The 19,482-nt window shown below is 64.2% G+C and carries 19 protein-coding genes and 1 riboswitch; of the genes, 7 read left to right on the forward strand and 12 right to left on the reverse strand.

Annotation, left to right across the window (positions count from 1 at the left end; translation table 11 throughout):
- Positions 1 to 24: 24 nt before the first annotated feature.
- The 7 genes from N8A98_RS04735 to N8A98_RS04765 all read right to left on the reverse strand — a co-directional run bounded on the left by N8A98_RS04735 (position 25) and on the right by N8A98_RS04765 (position 7,233).
- Positions 25 to 591 carry a hypothetical protein gene (locus N8A98_RS04735; protein ID WP_262169573.1) on the reverse strand — a complete coding sequence of 189 codons (567 nt, stop codon included), beginning with the start codon at positions 589 to 591 and terminating at the stop codon, positions 25 to 27.
- Positions 588 to 4,460: a cobaltochelatase subunit CobN gene (gene cobN / locus N8A98_RS04740; protein WP_262169575.1), complete on the reverse strand. Its 3,873-nt coding sequence runs from the start codon at positions 4,458 to 4,460 to the stop codon at positions 588 to 590. Before cobN ends, N8A98_RS04735 begins: the two co-directional genes overlap by 4 nt.
- The gene (locus tag N8A98_RS04745; protein WP_262169576.1) at positions 4,460 to 4,900 is read right to left on the reverse strand and encodes a hypothetical protein; all 441 of its coding nucleotides are present in this window, start codon (positions 4,898 to 4,900) and stop codon (positions 4,460 to 4,462) included. Before N8A98_RS04745 ends, cobN begins: the two co-directional genes overlap by 1 nt.
- On the reverse strand, positions 4,900 to 5,118 hold the full coding sequence (locus N8A98_RS04750; protein WP_262169578.1) for an alkylphosphonate utilization protein: 219 nt from the start codon (positions 5,116 to 5,118) through the stop codon (positions 4,900 to 4,902). The genes N8A98_RS04745 and N8A98_RS04750 overlap by 1 nt, the downstream gene beginning before the upstream one ends.
- 80 nt (positions 5,119 to 5,198) lie before the next feature.
- A complete protein-coding gene (gene cobW, locus N8A98_RS04755) occupies positions 5,199 to 6,257 on the reverse strand; it encodes a cobalamin biosynthesis protein CobW (RefSeq protein WP_262169579.1) in 1,059 nt (352 codons plus the stop codon).
- Entirely contained in the window at positions 6,254 to 7,024 is a 771-nt protein-coding gene (locus tag N8A98_RS04760) for a CbtA family protein (RefSeq protein WP_262169581.1), read from the reverse strand. Before N8A98_RS04760 ends, cobW begins: the two co-directional genes overlap by 4 nt.
- Before the next feature lie 20 nt (positions 7,025 to 7,044).
- Complete coding sequence (locus N8A98_RS04765; RefSeq protein ID WP_262169582.1) at positions 7,045 to 7,233, reverse strand: CbtB domain-containing protein; 189 nt, start codon at positions 7,231 to 7,233, stop codon at positions 7,045 to 7,047.
- A gap of 37 nt (positions 7,234 to 7,270) precedes the next feature.
- A riboswitch (cobalamin riboswitch) is annotated at positions 7,271 to 7,479 on the reverse strand.
- Between the two features lie 293 nt (positions 7,480 to 7,772).
- On the opposite strand from N8A98_RS04765, the gene N8A98_RS04770 reads away from it, so the two are divergent.
- The 7 genes from N8A98_RS04770 (at position 7,773) to N8A98_RS04800 (ending at position 11,868) form a co-directional block, all read left to right on the forward strand.
- Positions 7,773 to 8,027: a DUF2164 domain-containing protein gene (locus N8A98_RS04770; protein ID WP_262169584.1), complete on the forward strand. Its 255-nt coding sequence runs from the start codon at positions 7,773 to 7,775 to the stop codon at positions 8,025 to 8,027.
- Between the two features lie 101 nt (positions 8,028 to 8,128).
- On the forward strand, positions 8,129 to 8,485 hold the full coding sequence (locus tag N8A98_RS04775) for a DMT family protein (RefSeq protein ID WP_035101760.1): 357 nt from the start codon (positions 8,129 to 8,131) through the stop codon (positions 8,483 to 8,485).
- A gap of 90 nt (positions 8,486 to 8,575) precedes the next feature.
- Positions 8,576 to 8,728 carry a hypothetical protein gene (locus tag N8A98_RS04780; protein ID WP_262169585.1) on the forward strand — a complete coding sequence of 51 codons (153 nt, stop codon included), beginning with the start codon at positions 8,576 to 8,578 and terminating at the stop codon, positions 8,726 to 8,728.
- Positions 8,725 to 9,489 (forward strand): zinc ABC transporter ATP-binding protein AztA, encoded by a 765-nt coding sequence (gene aztA / locus N8A98_RS04785; RefSeq protein WP_262169587.1) that lies wholly within the window; start codon positions 8,725 to 8,727, stop codon positions 9,487 to 9,489. Before N8A98_RS04780 ends, aztA begins: the two co-directional genes overlap by 4 nt.
- Positions 9,486 to 10,358: a zinc ABC transporter permease AztB gene (gene aztB, locus N8A98_RS04790; RefSeq protein ID WP_262169588.1), complete on the forward strand. Its 873-nt coding sequence runs from the start codon at positions 9,486 to 9,488 to the stop codon at positions 10,356 to 10,358. The genes aztA and aztB overlap by 4 nt, the downstream gene beginning before the upstream one ends.
- A 144-nt stretch (positions 10,359 to 10,502) precedes the next feature.
- The gene (locus tag N8A98_RS04795) at positions 10,503 to 11,411 is read left to right on the forward strand and encodes a metal ABC transporter substrate-binding protein (RefSeq protein ID WP_262169590.1); all 909 of its coding nucleotides are present in this window, start codon (positions 10,503 to 10,505) and stop codon (positions 11,409 to 11,411) included.
- Between the two features lie 22 nt (positions 11,412 to 11,433).
- Positions 11,434 to 11,868, forward strand: a complete 435-nt coding sequence (locus tag N8A98_RS04800; protein WP_262169591.1) for a Fur family transcriptional regulator — start codon at positions 11,434 to 11,436, stop codon at positions 11,866 to 11,868.
- Positions 11,869 to 11,951: 83 nt separating this feature from the next.
- On the opposite strand, the gene rsmD is transcribed toward N8A98_RS04800, so the two are convergent.
- The 5 genes from rsmD to ileS form a co-directional block, all read right to left on the reverse strand.
- The gene (gene rsmD, locus N8A98_RS04805; protein WP_262169593.1) at positions 11,952 to 12,509 is read right to left on the reverse strand and encodes a 16S rRNA (guanine(966)-N(2))-methyltransferase RsmD; all 558 of its coding nucleotides are present in this window, start codon (positions 12,507 to 12,509) and stop codon (positions 11,952 to 11,954) included.
- Between the two features lie 140 nt (positions 12,510 to 12,649).
- Entirely contained in the window at positions 12,650 to 14,626 is a 1,977-nt protein-coding gene (locus N8A98_RS04810; RefSeq protein ID WP_262169595.1) for a pseudouridine synthase, read from the reverse strand.
- Between the two features lie 130 nt (positions 14,627 to 14,756).
- Positions 14,757 to 15,443: a hypothetical protein gene (locus N8A98_RS04815; protein ID WP_262169596.1), complete on the reverse strand. Its 687-nt coding sequence runs from the start codon at positions 15,441 to 15,443 to the stop codon at positions 14,757 to 14,759.
- Between the two features lie 87 nt (positions 15,444 to 15,530).
- Positions 15,531 to 16,094, reverse strand: a complete 564-nt coding sequence (gene lspA / locus N8A98_RS04820; RefSeq protein ID WP_262169598.1) for a signal peptidase II — start codon at positions 16,092 to 16,094, stop codon at positions 15,531 to 15,533.
- A 183-nt stretch (positions 16,095 to 16,277) separates the two neighbouring features.
- Complete coding sequence (ileS, locus tag N8A98_RS04825; protein ID WP_262169600.1) at positions 16,278 to 19,256, reverse strand: isoleucine--tRNA ligase; 2,979 nt, start codon at positions 19,254 to 19,256, stop codon at positions 16,278 to 16,280.
- Between the last annotated feature and the right edge of the window lie 226 nt (positions 19,257 to 19,482).

Below are 19,482 nucleotides of genomic sequence, written 5' to 3' on the forward strand. Positions count from 1 at the left end.
CGGTCTTTTTGACGGGCTTGTCGTTCATGCCAGGCGCTCCGCGTGTTCGATGATGAGGCGAGCCGCTTCGGCGGGCGGCAGATGGGTGGTGTCGAGATCGAGCCGATTGGGATGATCGAGGCGCACCAATGGTCGCGTATGTCGTTTGCGCTCGGCCTTTTCCGCATCCGTCGTTTTGAGCCGCGATTCGCGCTCCGGCGAGGGGATACGGGCGGCATGGGCCGCATCCGATGCGGTGAGGAAAACGGGGACGAAAATGCCCCCGCGCTGGCGGGCCGCTTCCATCACCTCGTGCAGCGCCTGCCGGTCCATCGGGTCATCGTCCATCAAGGCGTTGGTGAGTACAAAGCTGGCCTGTGGCCCGGCGAGGTGGACCATTGCCGACAAGGCCTGGCGCCGAATGGTCATGATAAGTGGCCAAACGCCCTCGGGCAGCGGCGTGGAGCCATCGGCGCGGACCAGCGAGAAAATAACGTTGTTGGCCAGATGGTTGTCGAACAGACGCGCGTCGGTCGCGGCGCAGATTGCCTTGCCGATGGTCAGTTTGCCGACGCCATAATGGCCGATCAAGTAGATGATAGTATTATTCATAACTCCCCCGCGAGCAGACCATAAGCCGAGTTGGAACGTGGGGTCCACAAGCCGCGCCGGCGCGCCTCGTTAAACTTGGCGATCAGCTCATCATAACCGTAGCGGTTGCTGGCGAGGATAAACTGGCGCGTTGCTGCGTCTTCGACGAAGGCTTCGAAGGCCAGATCGAAATGGTGAGTCTTGACCGCGCCGGTGGTGGCGGCGAAGGCGAGCATAAAATCGACGGTGGCGATGATCTCGAAAGCGCCCTTATAGCCATGGCGTTTGACGCCGGCGATCCATTTCGGATTGACCACGCGGGAGCGCATGACGTGGCTGATTTCTTCCTCAAGGGTGCGGATGAGCGGGCGTTCGGGGCGGGAATGGTCGTTGTGATAGGCGGCGGGTTGGTGGCCGGACAGTATTTCGGCGGCGGCGGAGAGACCGCCTTCGAACTGGTAGTAATTGTCGCTGTCGAGCAGGTCGTGTTCGCGATTGTCCTGATTGTGGACGATCGCATCGACGCTGGCGAGGCGGGCGGCGAAGCGGGCGCGTTCGGGGATGCCGGCGGCTTGAGCGCCATAGGCATATTGGCCCCAATCGAGGGCGGCTTTGGCCAGATCCGCGCGGGTGGACCAGGTGCCGGAATCGACCAGCGCATTGAGGCCGGCGCCGTAAGAGCCTGGTTTGGAACCGAAAATCCGGTGGCCGGCGGCGAGGCCCGCTCCGGCTTCGGACTGGCCCTGGGCGATCAGGCCCAGCGCGTCACTGCGCATGCGGGCGGCGATGGGGTTGTCTTCACTCGGTTCATCCAGCGCGCCGATGGCCCGGGCGGCGCGGTCGAACAGGGCGATCTGGGCCGGGAAGGCATCGCGGAAAAAGCCGGAAATGCGCAGGGTTACGTCGATGCGGGGGCGGCCGAGCCTGGCGAGCGGGATGATCTCGTAGCCCGAGACGCGGAGGGAGGATGGGTCCCAGACCGGCTTGGCGCCGATCAGCGCCAGCGCCTGGGCGATGTCGTCGCCGCCGGTGCGCATGTTCGCCGTGCCCCAGACCGAGAGGGCGAGGGATTGCAGATAGGTGCCGTGGTCCTGAAAGTGCCGCAAAACCAGGCTTTCGGCGGATTTTTTTCCGAGTTCCCAGGCGGTGGGCGTGGGGATTGCGCGGCTATCGACAGAATAGAAATTGCGGCCGGTGGGCAGCACATCGAGGCGGCCGCGCGAGGGGGCGCCGGAGGGGCCGGGCGCGATGAATTTGCCATCGAGCCCATCAAGTAGCGCCGCCATTTCGGCCGGCCCGGAGGCGGCGAGGCGGGGTTGGATTAGGCTGGTGACGGTGGCGAGGACAGATCGGGTCGCGTGCCAATCGGGGGCGGGGATAAGTTTGCCCTCGACCAGATCAGCGGCGATGATTTCGAGTACCTCAACCACGTCGCCAATGTGCCTTAGTGCTAAAGGACTGTTAGCATTGAGCGCGAGATAGGGTGCAAACACGTTGGGGCCGTGCCACGGGTCGCCGAGGCGGGCCGTCAGCGGGTCGATGCCGAGCTTGAGATCATCGGCCAAGGCGCGGATCAGCGAGTTATCCCCCGGGGCGTCGCCGCGCGGTACTCTGGCCAGAGCCACGGTGAGGTCGCGGGCGAGATCGCCCTGCGGCGATTGGCCGAAGACGTGCAGCCCATCGCGGATTTGCGCTTCCTTCAGGTCGCAGAGGAAGTTGTCGATTTTGATCAGCGCTTCGGTTTCGTCTTCGGGCAGGCCGATATCGCGATCGAGCCGGCTGTCGCGGGTGAAATCGAGGATGCGGCGGCGCAGATCGGCGAGGCGCCGGCGGTCCATGCCGGAGGCGGCGTAATATTCGTCGAGCAGGGCCTCGAGGTCCTTGAGGGGGCCATAGGTTTCGGCGCGGGTGAGCGGGGGCACGAGGTGGTCAATGATGACCGCGCCGGTGCGCCGCTTGGCCTGGGTGCCCTCACCGGGGTCGTTGACGATGAAGGGATAGAGATGGGGCAGTTGGCCCCAGAGTGCATCGGGGTAGCTGGCGGCATCCAGCGCGGTGGCCTTGCCGGGGAGCCATTCGAGCGTGCCGTGCTTGCCATTGTGGATCAGCGCATGGGCTGAGAATTCGTGGCGCAGCCAGAGATAGGCGGCGATGTAGGCATGGGGCGGGACCAGGGCCGGATCGTGGTAGCTGGTGGTCTCGTCGAGGTGATAGCCACGGGCAGGCTGGAGCAGGATGGCGACGTTGCCGAAGATGAGGGCGGGAAGGTGGAAGGTGTCGTCGCGCACGAACGGGTCCGTCGTGGGATCGCCCCAGCGGGTGGTGACCTCTTGCTGGATTTTTGCTGGGAGAGTGGCGAAGAGCTCGGCGTAGCGCGCAAGGGTGAGCGTGGCGGGAGAGGTGCCACGGGCGGGGTTGGCGTTGGTGGGGCCGGATTGGAGGGCGGTGATGAGGGCTGCGGAGTCAGAGGGGAAGGCCCCCTCACCCAGCGGCTGCGCCGCCGAGCTCTCCCTCGAGGGGAGAGGTGAAAGAGTGTAACCTGCCCCCTCCAGTGCCCGCAAAATCTCGACTGTGGATTGCGGGGCATCGTAGCCCACGCCGTTGGCGAGGCGGCCGTCGCGGGTGGGGTAGTTGGCGAGGACTATTGCGACTTTGCGGTGGGCGCGGGGGGTGGTGCGGAGGTGGGACCAGTTGGCGGCTAGGGTTACGGCGCGGGTGATGCCGGAGGGATCGGGGGCGTAGGCGGAGAGGGGGACCTGGCAGCGCTCGTGCCAGACGGCGTCGGCTTTGTGGCCGATGATGAGGCCGCCGATGCGGCCGTCGACTTCGGGCATGACGAGGAACATGGCCAGGTCTTTGGAGCTCAGGCCCTGGCTGTCGGCCAGCCATTGGGCTTCGGGGCGGCCGGACTGGATCAGTTGGATGACGGGCGCGTCGGTGCCGGAAAACGGGTTGGATTTGGCGTCGAGGCTATCGAGGCCGAGAGCGAAGCCAGTGAGGTTGAGGATGGTGGCGGGCGGGAAGGCGGCGAGCGCGTTTTGCACGAAACGGACGCAGGGGGCTTCCTTGAGGGAGGACACCAAGAGGGGGACGGGCGCCAGGTTCTGGCGCTCGAGTTCGGCGATGAGGGCGGTGATGGTGGCGGTGCCGGCGCCTTCGAGGGCGGCGCGGTAGAAGAGGATAGGGATGAATGGGCGGGCATCGGAGTACCCCCTCCTAGCCTCCCCCTGATAGGGGGAGGGACCGCCCAGTGGGTGGGCGTGGATTGAGCGTAAGGCGGATTCGTCGGTGATGCCGAGGCTGGGGTGCCAGAGGCCGAAGCGGGCGAAGGGGGTGGGGGTGAGGGCGGTGAGAAAGGCCCCCTCATCCGCCCTTCGGGCACCTTCTCCCACGAGGGGAGAAGGAAGGGGGGCAGCGAGGAGAGCGAACGCCTTCAGGATGGTATCGGCATTATCCGGACCGCCGGCGATGAAGAGATTGTGGAGGCGCGTCCAGTCGTCGGGGTGGATGGTGGAGCGGGATTGCAGGATGGGGTCGGGATTGGCGTCGCCGGGGATGAGGGCGAGCGGGATTTTGTGGTTGGTGCAGAGGGCGGTGAGCTCGTCGACGCCATATTGGAAATAGGCGGCGCCGCCGATGAGGCGGAGGACGACCAGGCGGGCGTGACCCACCGTTTTTTCCAGCCAGAGATCGACCGAGAGATTGTTGGAGAGGCGCAGGGTATTGGCGAGGCGCAGTTCGCTCTCCCCTGCCCGGTCGGCGGCACCGGCGAGCATGGCCAGTTCGCTATCGGCGGCGGAGGCGAAGATCAGCGCGCCGGGGCGCTGGTTGAGATCGATGGCTTCGCCTTCCTGCTGGATGGCGCCGGCCTGGGCGGAGAGCAGATGCATCAGGCGGCCGTCTTGCGGGTGAACCAGGCGAAGATGGCGGTGCAGCCGAGCAGCGCGACGGCGCCGGCAACGGCTGACACGAGCTGGAGCTCGGTGTTGAAATATTTGTTGGCGCCGAAGGAGGAGACGAACAGCGTCATGCCGAACCAGCCGGCGGCGGCGCCGAGGGGAATGGCGGCGAGCATTTGGGCGCGCAGGTTGTGGTAGCGGTGGCTGAAGACGCCCATGACCACGGCGCCGACCAGGGCGGGGAACAGGCCCAGTGCGTAGCCGAACAGCAGGACGAGGGGGGCGTCTTCGAACAGGTCGGGCATGCGGCTGGGATTGTCCGGCCAATCGGCCAATGCGCCGGCGAGGAGGAAGACCACCGCGCCCACGGCCGGGCCGACAAACAGGGTCAGCAGGAAGCGGGGGATTGCTGATGTGGTGGAGGTGGCCATCAGGCTTTTTTCAGGAACTCGGTGCGCAGCACGAGGCCTTTGACCTTTTCGGCATTGCACTCGATTTCGGCGGTGTCGTCGGTGAGGCGGATGTTCTTGACCAGAGTGCCGCGCTTGAGCGTGACCGAGGTGCCTTTGACCTTGAGGTCCTTGATCAGGGTGACGGCGTCGCCATCATTGAGCTGGGTGCCGTTGGAGTCCTTGGTGATCTCGGCCATTGGGGAGGTCCTTTTTTTAGGGGGATACCCCCTCCTAGCCTCCCCCTGACAGGGGGAGGGATGGATTGGGGCTTGCGGGCCTAGGCGGCAACGGCCAGGGCGCGTTGCAGACTAGCGGTGATGGCGGCGTGGTCGAGGGGGGATTGGCCGATGACGACGAGGGCTGTTTCGCGCAGCTCGCCATCTTTCCAGGGGCGGTCGAAATAGGCGGTGACGCGGGGGCCGACGGCCTGGATGGCGAGGCGGGCATTGGCGCCGGGAACGGCGGCAAAGCCCTTGAGGCGCAGCACATCGTGATCGCGGATGGTGGCTTCGATGACGGCGAGCAGCTCATCCTTGCTGCCGATGGACGGCAGACGGATGGAGAAGCTGTCGAAATCGTCGTGCTCGTGGGTTTCCCCGCCATGTTCCAGCTCATGGTGGCTGGGGCGATTGGCGATATCGTCTTCCGAGGACATGCCCATGCCGAGCAGGGCCGCGATATCGACGTGACCATTGCGGGCGCGGATTAGGCCGACGCCGGGGCGCATTTCGGCGCGCAGGTTAGCTTCGACGATATCGAGCATGGCGGGATCGACCAGATCGGCCTTGTTGACGATGACGAGATCGGCCACCGAAAGCTGGTCTTCGAACAGCTCGCCCAGCGGCGTTTCATGATCGAGCATTTCGTCCTGGCGGCGCTGGGCGTCGACGGCGGCTTCGTCTGAGGCAAAGCGGCCTTCGGCGAGGGCGGCGGCATCGGCGACAGTGACGATGCCGTCAATGGTGACCTGCGCCTTGATTTCGGGCCAGTTGAAGGCGCGGATCAGCGGCTGGGGCAAAGCCAGGCCCGAGGTTTCGATGACGATGTGATCGAACTTTTCGGGGCGGGCGAGCAGCGCCTGCATGGTGGGGATGAATTCATCGGCCACGGTGCAGCAAATGCAGCCATTGGACAGCTCGACCATATCCTCTTCGCGGCAGGTATCGTCGCCGCAACCGGCCAGGATGTCCTTGTCGACACCCAGATCACCGAATTCGTTGATGATCAGGGCGATGCGCTTGCCCTTGGGGGCATGGGCGAGGAGGTGGCGGACCAGGGTGGTTTTGCCGGCGCCGAGAAAGCCGGTGATGACAGTAGTGGGGATCTTTTCGATCATGCAATGGCTCCGATCGGGGTGGCCGCCGAGCGGGCGGCAAAGAGGTCGTTGAGGCGGCCGAACAGGGTGCCGAGCACGGCCCAGAACACGGCGGAGGTGCCCAGGGTAATGGCGGCGAATTCGGTTGCGAGGTGGGCGGGCACGGCGCTGGGCTCATCGGGGGCGACGGGCGCGCCGATAATGTGGGGAGCAGCGATCAGCGCGACGGAAACGGCAATGGCCCAGCTGGCGCGAGTCTTGGCGAGCAGCACGAAGGCGGCGCCGGTGGCGATGGCGGTGCCCACCCACCAGAGCTGGCGGGCGAACAGATCAGCCGCAGGCATGCCGGGGAGCTCGGGCGCCAGGCCATAGGCGGGGGCCAGCGAGAAGGTGATGAAACCGGCGGCGCCCCAGAGCAGGCCATTGGCGAAGGTGATGGGGATATTGGCGAACATGGAGATGGCGCCGATGACCAGGGCAAAGCCGGCGGCGGCGAGGACGGTGGCGAGCGTCGTATAGGCAGTGCGCTCGAAGCCGTCCTGCGGGGCCCATTCTTCGGGCTCGGCGGCCGTGCTGGCGGCGGCGTCAGCGTGGCTGTGTTCGGCCGTGCCGGGGGCGTGTTCGTGGTCAGCGACTACGGCAGCTTCGCCATGGCTGTGGCCGCCTTCACCCTCGAAGGTTTCGGCATGCAGAATGAGCGGGGTGACGCGGAAATGCTGGATGGCGGCGGTCAATAGGCCAGCGGCCAGCGCTGCGAAGAGCGCAGCGGCAAACAAATTGCGGATCATTTTTTCTCTCGTGCTCTGCCTTAGTGGCAGGGGAAGCCCATGGCGTGGCGGGTGTCGTGGGCGCCGTTATGCAGGCGGAAATCGCCGGCAAAGCCGGTGCCGACCAGAAGGGTCAGACCGAGCATGAGGGCCAGAACACCAGCAATGAGGCGCTGGGACAGCGAGAGAGACGTGGAGACGGCGGTCGTCGTATTGATCGTGGTATTCATGGCAGCACCCTCCGTGCGCGGAATAGATTGGGCTTTTCGCCCGGCTGATGTGCCGGCAGGTCTCCTGGCTCGCGGTGATAACCACTCCCCTCGCCTTCCCGGCTATTCGCCAGTGGCATGAAAGGGGAATGCACCGCTTACAGTTGCGGGGGCAGCCACGGTTTTGCGCCCTGATGGGTACGTCGCACCGTGTTCCCTTTTCCCGCCTGTCGCTTGCGGCGTGATGCCGGGCTGCAAATGCCAGTTTGCTGCGCTCCGGTGCTCACGTACCAACGTACGCTCCGCTCCGGTGCTCGCGCACCGCCATTTTCGCCTCGGCCTGACGCCGCAGGCATCGGGCGGGGTATCCCCTTGCCACAACGGACGCGGGGAACCAACACGAGGATTGGTTTGCCACTAAATCGGGGCGACTGCAATGTGGTTGGTAGGAAAAGCGGCGCCAGGTCAAGCGCGAGGTCGGCGCGTTCAAGCCAATTTGGCGAACGGCGAAACCGGCGACTCGCAGTAGACCTGATCGCCAGAACCTGCGGAGACATAAGATGAAACCGATCAAATTCAGCCGCGAGGAAACCAAGGCGATCGTGGATGAGATCCGCGACTATTTCCGCAACGAGTTGGACCAGGATATCGGCTCCATTCCGGCCGAGATGCTGATGATGTTCTTTGCCGACAAGATGGGCGCCTATTTCTACAATCGCGGGGTTTATGACGCGCAGGCCCTGGTGCGCGAGCGGATGGATAATCTGAGCGATGATCTGTTCGGGTTGGAGCAGCCGACCAAGCATGTGCGCTAGGGCATAAGCACGAATGCGAAATCCACTTTCGCGGCAATGCGGCGCCGGATAAGCAGTGAGACCGCCAATGGGCGGTTTTCTGGCCTTTTCAGGAGGAAGCCTTGGGCTTCAACTTTGCCACTTTTGCCCCGATCGGGCTGCTGCTCGCGTCCAATGTGTTCATGACCTTTGCCTGGTATGGGCATCTGAAATGGCCGACATCGGCGCTGTGGCTGGCGGTGATGATCAGCTGGGGCATCGCGTTTTTCGAATATTGGCTGGCGGTGCCGGCCAATCGGATCGGGGAAGCGGTCTATAGCCCGTCCGAACTCAAGACCATTCAGGAAGTCATCTCGCTGTCGGTGTTCGCGGTGTTCACCGTGTTCTACTTTGGCGAGAAGCTGACGCTGAACCACGGCATCGGGTTCGGGATGATCGCGCTGGGGGCATTTTTTATCTTCAAGGGCCCGATCAAGTAGGATCGGCTGTTGGCTGTGATGTGAGGTCTTGACGATTGCGACCGTAATGTTATTACGTTGCGTCGACACATGTATAGCACAAGAACGGCCATGGCTCACCAGCATACGCATCCGCACGCCCCGGTAAAATCGAGGGGGCGCAGCTTTGGCCTGGCGCAGATGAGTGCGCTGGCGCGGCTGGCCATCGTGGTTCCGGCGATCGTGTTGATCTGGCTGGTGCTGTGGCTGTTGGTGCGGTCATGAGTGCCATCCGCATCGAAGACCTGACGCTGGGCTATGACGCGCATCCGGCGGTGCATCATCTGGACGGGGCGTTCGAGCGCGGTTCGCTGACGGCGGTAATGGGGCCCAATGGCTCGGGCAAGTCGACGCTGCTCAAGGGCATGATCGGGGCGATCAAGCCGCTGAGCGGACGGGTGACGCTCGATGGCATCGACAGCCGCGACATTGCCTACCTGCCGCAGATTGCCGAAATCGACCGGAGCTTTCCGGCGGTGGTGGCGGATCTGGTGGCGCTTGGATTCTGGAAGCGGCGGGGGCTATTTTCGGCCATTCGCGGCGTTGATCGCAAAGAGATGGAAGCGGCTTTGGCGGCGGTGGGTCTTGTCGGCTTTGAGCGGCGGCCGATCGATACGCTGTCGGGTGGGCAATTGCAGCGGGCGCTGTTTGCCCGGGTGCTGGTGCAGGATGCGCCGGTGATCCTGCTCGACGAGCCATTCGCCGCCATCGACCAGCGCACCGTGGCGGACCTGACCGAGCTGATCAAGCACTGGCATGGCGAAGCGCGCACGGTGATTGCCGTGCTGCATGATGCCGAGCTGGTGCGGGAAGCCTTTCCGCGCACGCTGCTATTGGCACGCGAGGCGATTGCCTGGGGCGACACGGAAGAAGCGCTGACGGCGGATAATCTGCGCCGGGCACGGCAGATGGTGGAGGCCTGGGACGAGCATGCGCCCTGGCATGAGCATGATGGCCATGGCCACAAGCATGGGGCACACCAATGAACCTCTATGATTTCCTGATCGGGCCGTTCGTGCAATTCGGCTTCATGAACCGCGCCTTGGCCGGTGCCATCATCCTGTCGCTGAGCGCGGGACCGGTTGGCGTGTTCCTGATGCTACGCCGGATGAGCCTGACCGGCGACGCCATGGCCCATGCCATTCTGCCCGGTGCGGCGGCGGGGTTTCTCGTATCGGGGCTGGCTATTCTGCCGATGACGCTGGGGGGCTTTGCCGCCGGGCTGATCGTTGCGGTGCTGGCGGGGCTGGTGTCGCGCTTCACCATTCAGCGCGAGGACAATTCTCTGGCGGCCTTCTATCTGATTTCGCTGGCGCTGGGCGTGATGCTGGTGAGCCTCAAGGGCTCCAATGTGGACCTGATGCATGTGCTGTTCGGCACGGTGCTGGCGCTGAACAATGATGCGCTGATCATGATCGGCGCCATTGTGACGGTCAGCCTGGTGGCCCTGGCCATGTTGTGGCGGCCGCTGGTGGCGGAGTGTCTCGATCCCAGCTTCCTGCGCAGTGTCAGCAAGGCGGGTCACCCGGTGCACCTGATTTTTCTGGCGCTGGTGGTGCTCAATCTGGTGGGCGGGTTCCAAGCGCTCGGGACACTGCTGGCGGTGGGGCTGATGATGCTGCCGGCGGCGGCGGCGCGGTTCTGGGTGCGCAGCCTTGAGGCCACCTGCGGGCTGGCGGTGCTGATCGCGGTGGTCTCGAGCTATTTCGGGCTGCTCGCCTCCTATCACCTGAGCATCGCCTCGGGGCCGGCCATTATCCTCGTCGCCGGGGCGATTTACCTCATGTCGCTGCTGTTTGGACGGCGCGGCGTCATCACCAATGCCACGCGGCCGGCCCGGCATCGGGTGGCCTGAAATGTGTGGTGCCGCGGGCTCGATATTTGCTGAGACCCCGACACCCCCACCCTTGATCCCTCCCCTCAAGGGGGAGGGAGACGACTGCACCCTCAAGTCTCTCTCCGGGCGGCAGACCCGCTCACTCTCAAAGGAAGTCCAAGAATGTTTCTGAAGCTCATAACCGCTACACTGCTCACTTCCGCGATGCTGGCGCTGCCCGCGAGTGCGGCGGAAGTCAAAGTCGTGGCCAGTTTTTCCATTCTCGGGGATATCGTTGCCCGTGTCGGCGGCGACCGGGTGGAGTTGACGACGATCGTCGGTGCCAATGCCGATACGCATGTCTATGAACCCAAGCCGGCCGATGCGCAGGCGCTGAGCCATGCGCAGGTGTTTTTCGTCAATGGGCTGGGCTTTGAGGGCTGGCTGGACCGGCTGGTCGAAGCGACGGGCTTTGCCGGCCCGGTGGTGGTGGCCAGCGAGGGCGTCAAAACCCACGCCATGGCCGAGGAGGAGCATGGCCATGAGGGGCATGACCATGGCGAGACCGATCCGCATGCCTGGCAGAGCCTGAAAAACGGGCTGCTCTATGTGAAGAATGTGGCGGCGGGGCTGTGCGCGGTCGATCCGGATGGCTGCGCGGTTTATGAGGCCAATGCGGCCGAATATTCGACGGAGATTTCGGCACTCGACGCCAAGGTGATCGCCGATATCGATACCGTGCCGGAAGCGCAGCGCAAGGTGATTACCACCCATGATGCGTTCGGCTATTTCGGCGAGGAATATGGCGTGGAATTTCTAGCCCCCGAAGGCATTTCGACCGATAGCGAGGCTTCAGCCGCCGATGTGGGCAAGCTGATCGAGCAAATCCGGGCCGATGGGGTCAAGGCGCTGTTTATCGAGAACATGAGCGACGGCCGGCTGATCCGGCAGATCGCCAGCGAAACCGGCGTGACAGTGGGCGGCGAGCTTTATGCCGATGCGTTGTCAGAACCCGGCCAGGGGGCAGCGAGCTATCTCGGTATGTTCAAACATAACGTTGAACTGCTGGTGCCAGCGATGGCAGGAAAGTAGTCTGACTACAGGAGGCATGACAATGGCACATTCGCATGATGACCACAGCGGCCACAACCATGTGTGGGCTGATGATCTGACGAAGAACCAGGGGTTGGTGCTGGGTGCGTTGACGCATTCGGACGGGCCATTGTCTGCCTACGATATCCTCGACAAGCTGCGCGGCGACGGGCTGCGGGCGCCGCTGCAGGTGTATCGGGCGCTCGACAAGCTGGTGGAACGGGGCCTCGCGCATAGGCTGGAATCGCTCAATGCGTTTGTGGCTTGTGCGGATGAGCATTGCCATCGCAGTGGGCTGATTGCTTTCGCGATCTGCGAGGGCTGCGGGAAGGTGGATGAATTCGCCGACGCGGTGATCGAGGAGCGGCTGGGGGATTGGGCCGGGCAGAAGGGCTTTAAGGTCGAGCGGACCACGATGGAGATTCGTGGGCGGTGTGCGGAGTGTGTGGCGGCGTAAGGCACTGGGATCGGAGTACCCCCTCCTAACCTCCCCCTGATAGGGAGAGGGACCGCCCGGTGGTTGGGGCGGGAGTGGAACGCTTAGGCAGCCACGCTCAAGAAATGCACGGCGGCGGCGCCGTATTCGCGGCGGTCTTCCAGGGTGAAGCCGGCGGGGAGCGTGATCGTGGCTTCGGTGCTGTCTTCGAGGACCATGGTGGCGCCGGGGGCGAGCCAGCCATTGGTGCGGAGCCCCGCCAGCGCCTGTTCGCCCAGGCCCTTGTTGTAGGGCGGGTCGAGGAAGACCAGGTTGAACTGGCCGAACGTGCCGGGCGTGCCCAGGTCGGTGGCGTCGCGGCGCAGGAGTTTGGTGATGCCCCCTGCCCCGAAGGCCTCGATGTGGTCGCGGATGATGCCGCGGGCTTCCGCACCGGTATCAACGAAGGTGACGTGGGCGGCCCCGCGCGAGAGGGCTTCGAGGCCCAGCGCGCCGGTGCCGGCGAAGAGGTCGAGCACGCGGATGCCATCAAAGACCGGGCCGAGGCGGCTGGCGAGGATGTTGAACATGCTCTCGCGGACGCGGTCGGCGGTGGGGCGGATGGACTCGTCGGAAGGCGAGGTCAGCTGCTTGCCACGAAATTTTCCGGCGACGATGCGCATGGATATCTCCATATTTCACCGCCCTTTCCTCTATCTCACGGTGTCATTCCCGCAAAAGCGGGAACCTCTGTTTGCGAATAGGGAAAGGAAACGGAGGTCCCCGCTTTCGCGGGGATGACATTGTGGGTGGGGCCTAATGTTTACGCCTTGGGACGGCGCGGGCCAGTGGGGCGGGCGCCACCGGACGGACGACCAGCGCCAGCACTAGGGCGGCCACCCGAAGCGGGGCGACCACCCGAGCTGGGACGACCGGCGGCGGCAGGGCGGCCACCGGGCTTGGGGCCGCGCTGGGGGGCAGCGCCGTCGCGCTTGGGATGGGGCTTGCCATCGGGGCGGGTCTTGGGCTTGCCGTAGGTCTTGGCTTCCGAACCTAGATTGTCACGGCCCGGACGAGCGGCGCGATCCGGCCGGGGGCCGCGATCAGGACGCGGGGCGCGGTCGGCATCGGGCCGGAAGCTGCGCGGCTTTTCCGAGAAATTGCGGCCGGGACGCTTGGGCGCGCCTGTAAAGGCTGCGCCGTCGCCGCGTTCGCTGTCGGGGCGGAGGCGGGGCGCAAAGCTGCGCTCTGGGCGCTCGCCCGCTGCTGCATCGCTACGACGGGGGCCGCGCGGCGTGCCGGTGAAGGCACGATCCTGCGGGGGACGGCCGCCTTCGGGACGCGGAGAACGGGGACGCTCGGCAAAGCCGCGCTGGGGCGCGCCGGCATCGTCACGACGGGGCGGACGATCACCGAAATCGCGCTTGGGGCGCTCGCTGCGCTCGGCAAAGCCACGGGCGCCGGCGGGACGCTCGCTAAAGGCGCGCTTGGGACGGTCGCCGAAGGCCGGCTTGTCGCCAAAGGATTTTTTATCGCCATAGGGCTTTTTGTCGCCAAACGACTTCTTATCGCCGTAGGGCTTTTTGTCCCCGAAGGATTTCTTGTCACCAAACGGCTTTTTATCGCCGAAGGACTTCTTCTCGCCAAAGGCTGGCTTGGCGGGGCGTTCGGGACGCTTGCCGAAGGTGCGGGCGGGCTGATCGTCGGGATCGCGCCAGGCGGGCTTGTTGCCGCCGCGCTTGGCGACGAATTCCTCGGGGGCACGGCCATCTTCGTCGAAATGAATATGACGGGGCGGCGCCATCTCTTCTTCGGCACGCGGATCGACACGCTTGGTCGGCTTGCGGCTGTCGAAGCGGCCGGGGCGATCCTGGCGCGGACGCTCGGCGCGGATTTCTTCCTCGGTCTTTTCGGCGTGGTCGGTGAAGCGGAAACGCTGGCGGGCGATTTCGACGGTATTGGTGCCGCGGCCGGTGAGGCGATCACGGGTGGGCTTGCCGACGAGCTGGTTGATTTCGGGCATTTCGCTGTCGAAATCGACATCGGCGGCCTCGGCCAGCTTCTTGCCGAGCTGTTCGCGCAGGGTCGCGGCCTTGACGGTTTCGATGGCGCCGACCGGGATATCGTTGAGCTGGAACGGGCCATAGGAGACGCGGATCAGGCGATTGACCTCAAGGCCAAGCGCGCCGAGCACGTTCTTGACTTCGCGGTTCTTGCCTTCGCGCAGGGCCATGACGATCCACACATTGGAGCCCTGGTCGCGCTCGAGCGTGGCTTCGATGGAGCCGTATTTAATGCCGTCGATCTCGATGCCATCCTTGAGGCGATCGAGCGCCGCCTGGGTGACACTGCCATGGGCGCGCACACGATAGCGGCGCAGCCAGCCGGTGGCGGGCAATTCGAGGACACGCTTGAGGCCGCCATCATTGGTGACCAGCAGCAGGCCTTCGGTATTGATATCGAGGCGGCCAACGGAGACGACGCGCGGCAGGCCGTGTTGTTCCAGCGCTTCGAAAACGGTGGGGCGGCCTTCGGGATCTTTCTCGGTGACCACGAGCCCTGCAGGCTTGTGATAGAGCCAGACGCGGGTGCCCTGGCGGGCGGCGAGCGGGGCGCCGTCAACCATGACCTTGTCGCGGCCGGTGACGTTGAAGGCTGGGGTCAGCACCTTCTTGCCGTTGACGCTGACGCGGCCGGTGGTGATCCAGGCTTCGGCGTCGCGGCGGGAACAGAGGCCGGAGCGGGCAATGACCTTGGCGAGGCGGTCGCCGGTGTCGGGAGTGGCGGGAGAATCGGTCATTGGCGAAGTGCCTTCATGTCATGCGGGACCCATTTGGGCGGCGCTGGTGGAGCAATGGGACATCCCATCGCACAAAAAGAACGCCCCGCACAGGGCGGGGCGCAGGGAAAGATGCCAGAAGAGCTGGCGATCAGTCTTTCTTCATATCCCGGATTTCCGAATCGATGGCACCGCCAAGCATGCCCGACCCGGTCGGGCCAGCGCTGCGCAGGGCGCGGCGGATTTCCTCGGGGCAGCTCGGATCGCTGAGCGAAACGATCTGGCCAGCTGGATTGCGGCAGACCATGTCGGCATTGCCGACGCGGGTGAAATATTCGTCCGGCGGCAGATAGAGCGGGCGCTTGCCATTGACCCCGACCGCCATATTGGCGGCCGTCATGCGGGCAGTCAGTGCGCGGGCTTCGGCTTCGGTCAGCGGGCGGCCGGACATGGAGCGCAGGTCGACGACCTTGGCATTGCGCAGGCGAGTGAGGTCGGCTTCGGTGAGGCCGGACGCATCGATCCGCACCGCGTCGCTATTGGCGGGCAGTTGGGCGACGGCAACGGCCGTGGTGGGAGCCGGCAGATTTTCGGCATTGCGCGGCAGCACCAGCGGGGCGCGGGCCTGGGTGGGTTCTTCCTTGGGCGTTTCGCCGGGGATCAGGCCGAAGCCGCGGGCGGTGGAGCTCATCACCTCGCGCTCGAATGTACCCGCATCGGTAAGGGCATTGGTGCCCTCCACGGTCGTGCAGGCAGCCAGGGTGGCCGCAAGCAACAGGCCCAGTGACGCCATTGAGGCCTTGCGAGCAATCGCGCGCCCGATCAATCCAATACGCATGCAACGTCCTTCACGATTTCGGCCGCGCTTATATAGCATCCTGCCGCGTAAGGCCAGATTCTGGCAGTAAAGTGTTCGCCAATGAAATCACGCCTTGGCGGCGCGCGGGCGGCCGATGCCCAACATGTCGGCAATGAGCAGGATGACGCCCAGCGTGATGGCCACATCGGCGATGTTGAAGATGTAGAACGAATAGCTCTGCCAGTGGAAATGGAAGAAATCAGCCACCGCGCCATAGAGCAGGCGATCGAGCGCATTGGACAGCGCCCCGCCAATGCAGAGGGCGAGACCCATGCGGATCAGCCGCGAATCGGCGCGCCACCACCAGATCGACAATAGCGCGATGGCGACCAGCATGATGGCGCCCAGGCCCCAGACCGGCAGGCTATCGAACAGGCCGTAGGAAATGCCGGTATTCCAAACCAGGACATAGTCGAAGAAATCGGTGACGCGGACGACTTCGCCACCGCGCCAATTGGTCATGGAGACGGGAATGTAGGAGGTGAAGACCTCGACGCAGGGCGCCGCGCCCAGCGCGATGCAATCGGCTGAGACCTGGAAGGCCTTGTGGGCGCGATCGATGCCGAAGGCGAGAATGGCGGCGGTGAGGGAGAAGTAGGTGGCGGGGTTGGTGAGTTTGGTGATGTTCATTCTTTTGGCCCGGCTCCTCTCTTCCCTTCTCCCCTTGAGGGAGAAGGTGCCCCGAAGGGGCGGATGAGGGGTATCTTCCCTCGGCATTGCAGCAATGGGTGGGCGCAGGACCCCTCACCCTGTCATTTCTGCTGAACGCAGAAATGTCGTCCCTCTCCCTCAAGGGGAGAGGGAAGGAAGTGGCTACAGCCCCAATTCGGCGCGTTCGCGCAGGGCTTGAGCGTCGCGCAGGGAAACGTCGGGGAAGTCGGGGTCGGAGCCGACTTCGGGCAGAACTTTCCACGAGCGGGCGCAGCGATTGCCGACGGCCAGAGCTGGGACGACCGCGACGCCGGGGACGTCTTCGAGGCGGAAGCCGTCGGCCGGGCCTTCGCTGGTTGCCAGGGAAATGCCCGAGGTGATGGCGATTTCGGCGAGGTCCTGGCCTTCGAGCGCGGTGAGATAGCGCTGGTCGGCGATGAAGACCTGGGGCGCGGCTTCGAGCGAGGAGCCGATGCGCTTTTCGCGGCGCTCTATTTCGAGCGCGCCGGTGACCACGCGGCGGACGGCGCGGATGAGCTGCCATTTATTGGCGAGATCATCATCGAGCCATTCGGCTGGGACTTCGGGCAAGAGGCGCAGGTGGACCGAGGCGCCCTCTTCGGGGTGCCGCTCCAGCCAGCATTCTTCCATGGTGAAAACCAGGATGGGCGCGAGCCAGGCCGTGAGGCAATCAAACAGGTGATGCAACACGGTGAGCGAGGCCTTGCGGCGCACCGAGGAGATCGGATCGCAATAAAGCGCGTCCTTGCGGATATCGAAGTAGAAGGCCGACAATTCGATATTCATGAAATTGCCGAGCAGGGTTACCACGCGCCGGAAATCATATTCCTTGAAGGCGGTGCGGACCTGACCATCGAGCTGGGCCAGACGGTGCAGCATGAGCCGTTCGAGCTCGGGCATATCGGCAAAGGCGACCACGTCGGTGGGCTGGTAATGGGCGAGATTGCCCAAGAGCCAACGCAAAGTGTTGCGCAGCTTGCGGTAGCTATCGACCGTGGTCTGGATGATTTCCTTGCCCAGGCGCAGGTCTTCCGAATAGTCGGAGGAGGCCACCCAGAGGCGCAGGATATCGGCGCCATATTGCTTGATGATGTCCTGCGGGGCGACGGTATTGCCCAGCGACTTGCTCATCTTGCGGCCTTCGCCATCCATGGTGAAGCCATGCGTGAGCACGCTGTCATAGGGGGCAAAGCCGTTGGTGGCGCAGCTTTCGAGCAGCGACGAATGGAACCAGCCGCGGTGCTGGTCGGAACCTTCGAGATACATCGAGGCCGGGAATTTCAGATGCGGCCATTTCTGTTTGTTGCGCAGCACGAAGGAGTGGGTCGAACCGGAGTCGAACCATACGTCGAGCACGTCGGTGACCATTTCATAGTCGTCGACCTTGTACTGCGAACCCAGATAGTGCTCGGCGGCGCCGGGCTTGTACCAGGCATCGGCGCCCTCTTCCTCGAAGGATTGGGCGATGCGGTGATTGACCACTTCGTCCTTGAGGATTTCGCCAGTTTGCTTGTTGACGAAAACCGTGATCGGTACGCCCCAGGCGCGCTGACGCGAGAGGACCCAATCGGGGCGGTCGGCGATCATCGAGCGGAGACGGTTCTGGCCCGCGGCGGGATAGAACTTGGTCTGGTCGATGGCGCGCAAGGCGCGGGCGCGCAATGTGTCTCCGTCCTGGGCGCTGATATCGCGGTCCATATAGACGAACCATTGCGGGGTATTGCGGAAAATCACCGGCTTTTTGGAGCGCCAGGAATGGGGGTATTGGTGCTTGACGCGGCCACGGGCGACCATGGCGTGGCGCTCGGCCAAAGCCGTGATGACGCGCTGATTGGCGTCGCCCTTTTTGCCATTGTCATCGATGACGCGAGCGCCGTCGAGGCCGGGGGCATCTTTGGTGTAGAAACCGTCATCGCCCACCACATAGGGGATGGCGCTGTCGATGCCCTGCTCGGCGAGCAGGCGGCCCGAATTCATCCAGATCTCGAAGTCATCGAGGCCGTGGCCAGGAGCGGTGTGGACGAAGCCCGTGCCGGCATCGTCGGTGACGTGGTCGCCATCGAGCAGGGGCACATCGAAATTGTAGCCGCCGCCAAAGCCGCGCAGCGGATGGGCGCAGGCCGTGATGGTGCCGGGATCGACATCATGCAGGCGCTTGGTGCCGGTGACCTTGGCTTTGGTGAAGACTTCGGCGGCAAGGTTATCGGCCAGCACATAGCGCTCGCCGGTGGTCGCCCAATTGCCTTCGGGCGCCTCGGTGATTTCGTAGAGGCCATAGCTGATCTTACTGGAATAGCTGATGGCGCGGTTGGCGGGGATGGTCCAGGGCGTTGTGGTCCAGATGACGACGAAGGCGCCATTAAGGCCACGGATGGCATCGGCGCTGGCGGCAAAGCCACCCTCGGCCTTGGTATCGACATTGGCCGCGGCGCCCAACACCGGGAATTTCACCCAGATCGTGTCGCTCTCGTAATCGGCATATTCGATTTCGGCTTCGGCCAAAGCGGTGCGCTCGACGACCGACCACATCACGGGCTTACTGCCGCGATAGAGCTGGCCGGACATCGAGACCTTCATCAGCTCGCGGGCGATCTGCGCCTCGGCATCAAAGCTCATGGTGAGATAGGGCACGTCCCACTCGCCCAGGATGCCCAGGCGCTTGAATTCCTCGCGCTGGATATCGACCCATTGCTCGGCAAAGGTGCGGCATTCCTGGCGGAATTCGATGATCGGAACGTCGTTCTTGTCCTTGCCCTTGGCGCGGTACTGCTCTTCGATCTTCCATTCGATGGGCAGGCCGTGGCAGTCCCAGCCGGGGACATAGGCAGCGTTGTTGCCCAGAAACTGCTGGGACCGGCTGATCATGTCTTTCAGCGTCTTGTTGAGCGCGTGGCCGATATGGATATTGCCATTGGCGTAGGGAGGGCCGTCATGCAGGGTGAACAGGGGCCGGTCGGCCGCCTGCTCGCGCTGCAGCTTATAAATGTCCATGTCTGCCCAGCGCTTGAGCCAGACGGGCTCGCGCTCGGGCAGGCCCGCGCGCATGGGGAAAGCGGTTTCCGGGAGGAAGAGCGTCGACGAATAATCGGTTTCGGCGGCGCCCGCAGCAGTATCGGTCATGGGGTAAGCAATCGCATGGGAAGAAGTGGCCGCCTTTTAGCAAGGCGTGGGCGATGGGGCAAAGGATGATTTTGGGGGACTTTCCTTCTCTCCTTGAGGGAGAAGGTGCCCCGCAGGGGCGGATGAGGGGTTCTGCGCCAGCCACGCGCATCAAAGCATGGGATGGCGCAGAACCCCTCACCCTCGAAAATCTGCTGAACGCAGATTTTCTCTCCCTCTCCCTCAA

The organism is Devosia neptuniae (genome assembly GCF_025452235.1).
GTDB lineage: Bacteria > Pseudomonadota > Alphaproteobacteria > Rhizobiales > Devosiaceae > Devosia.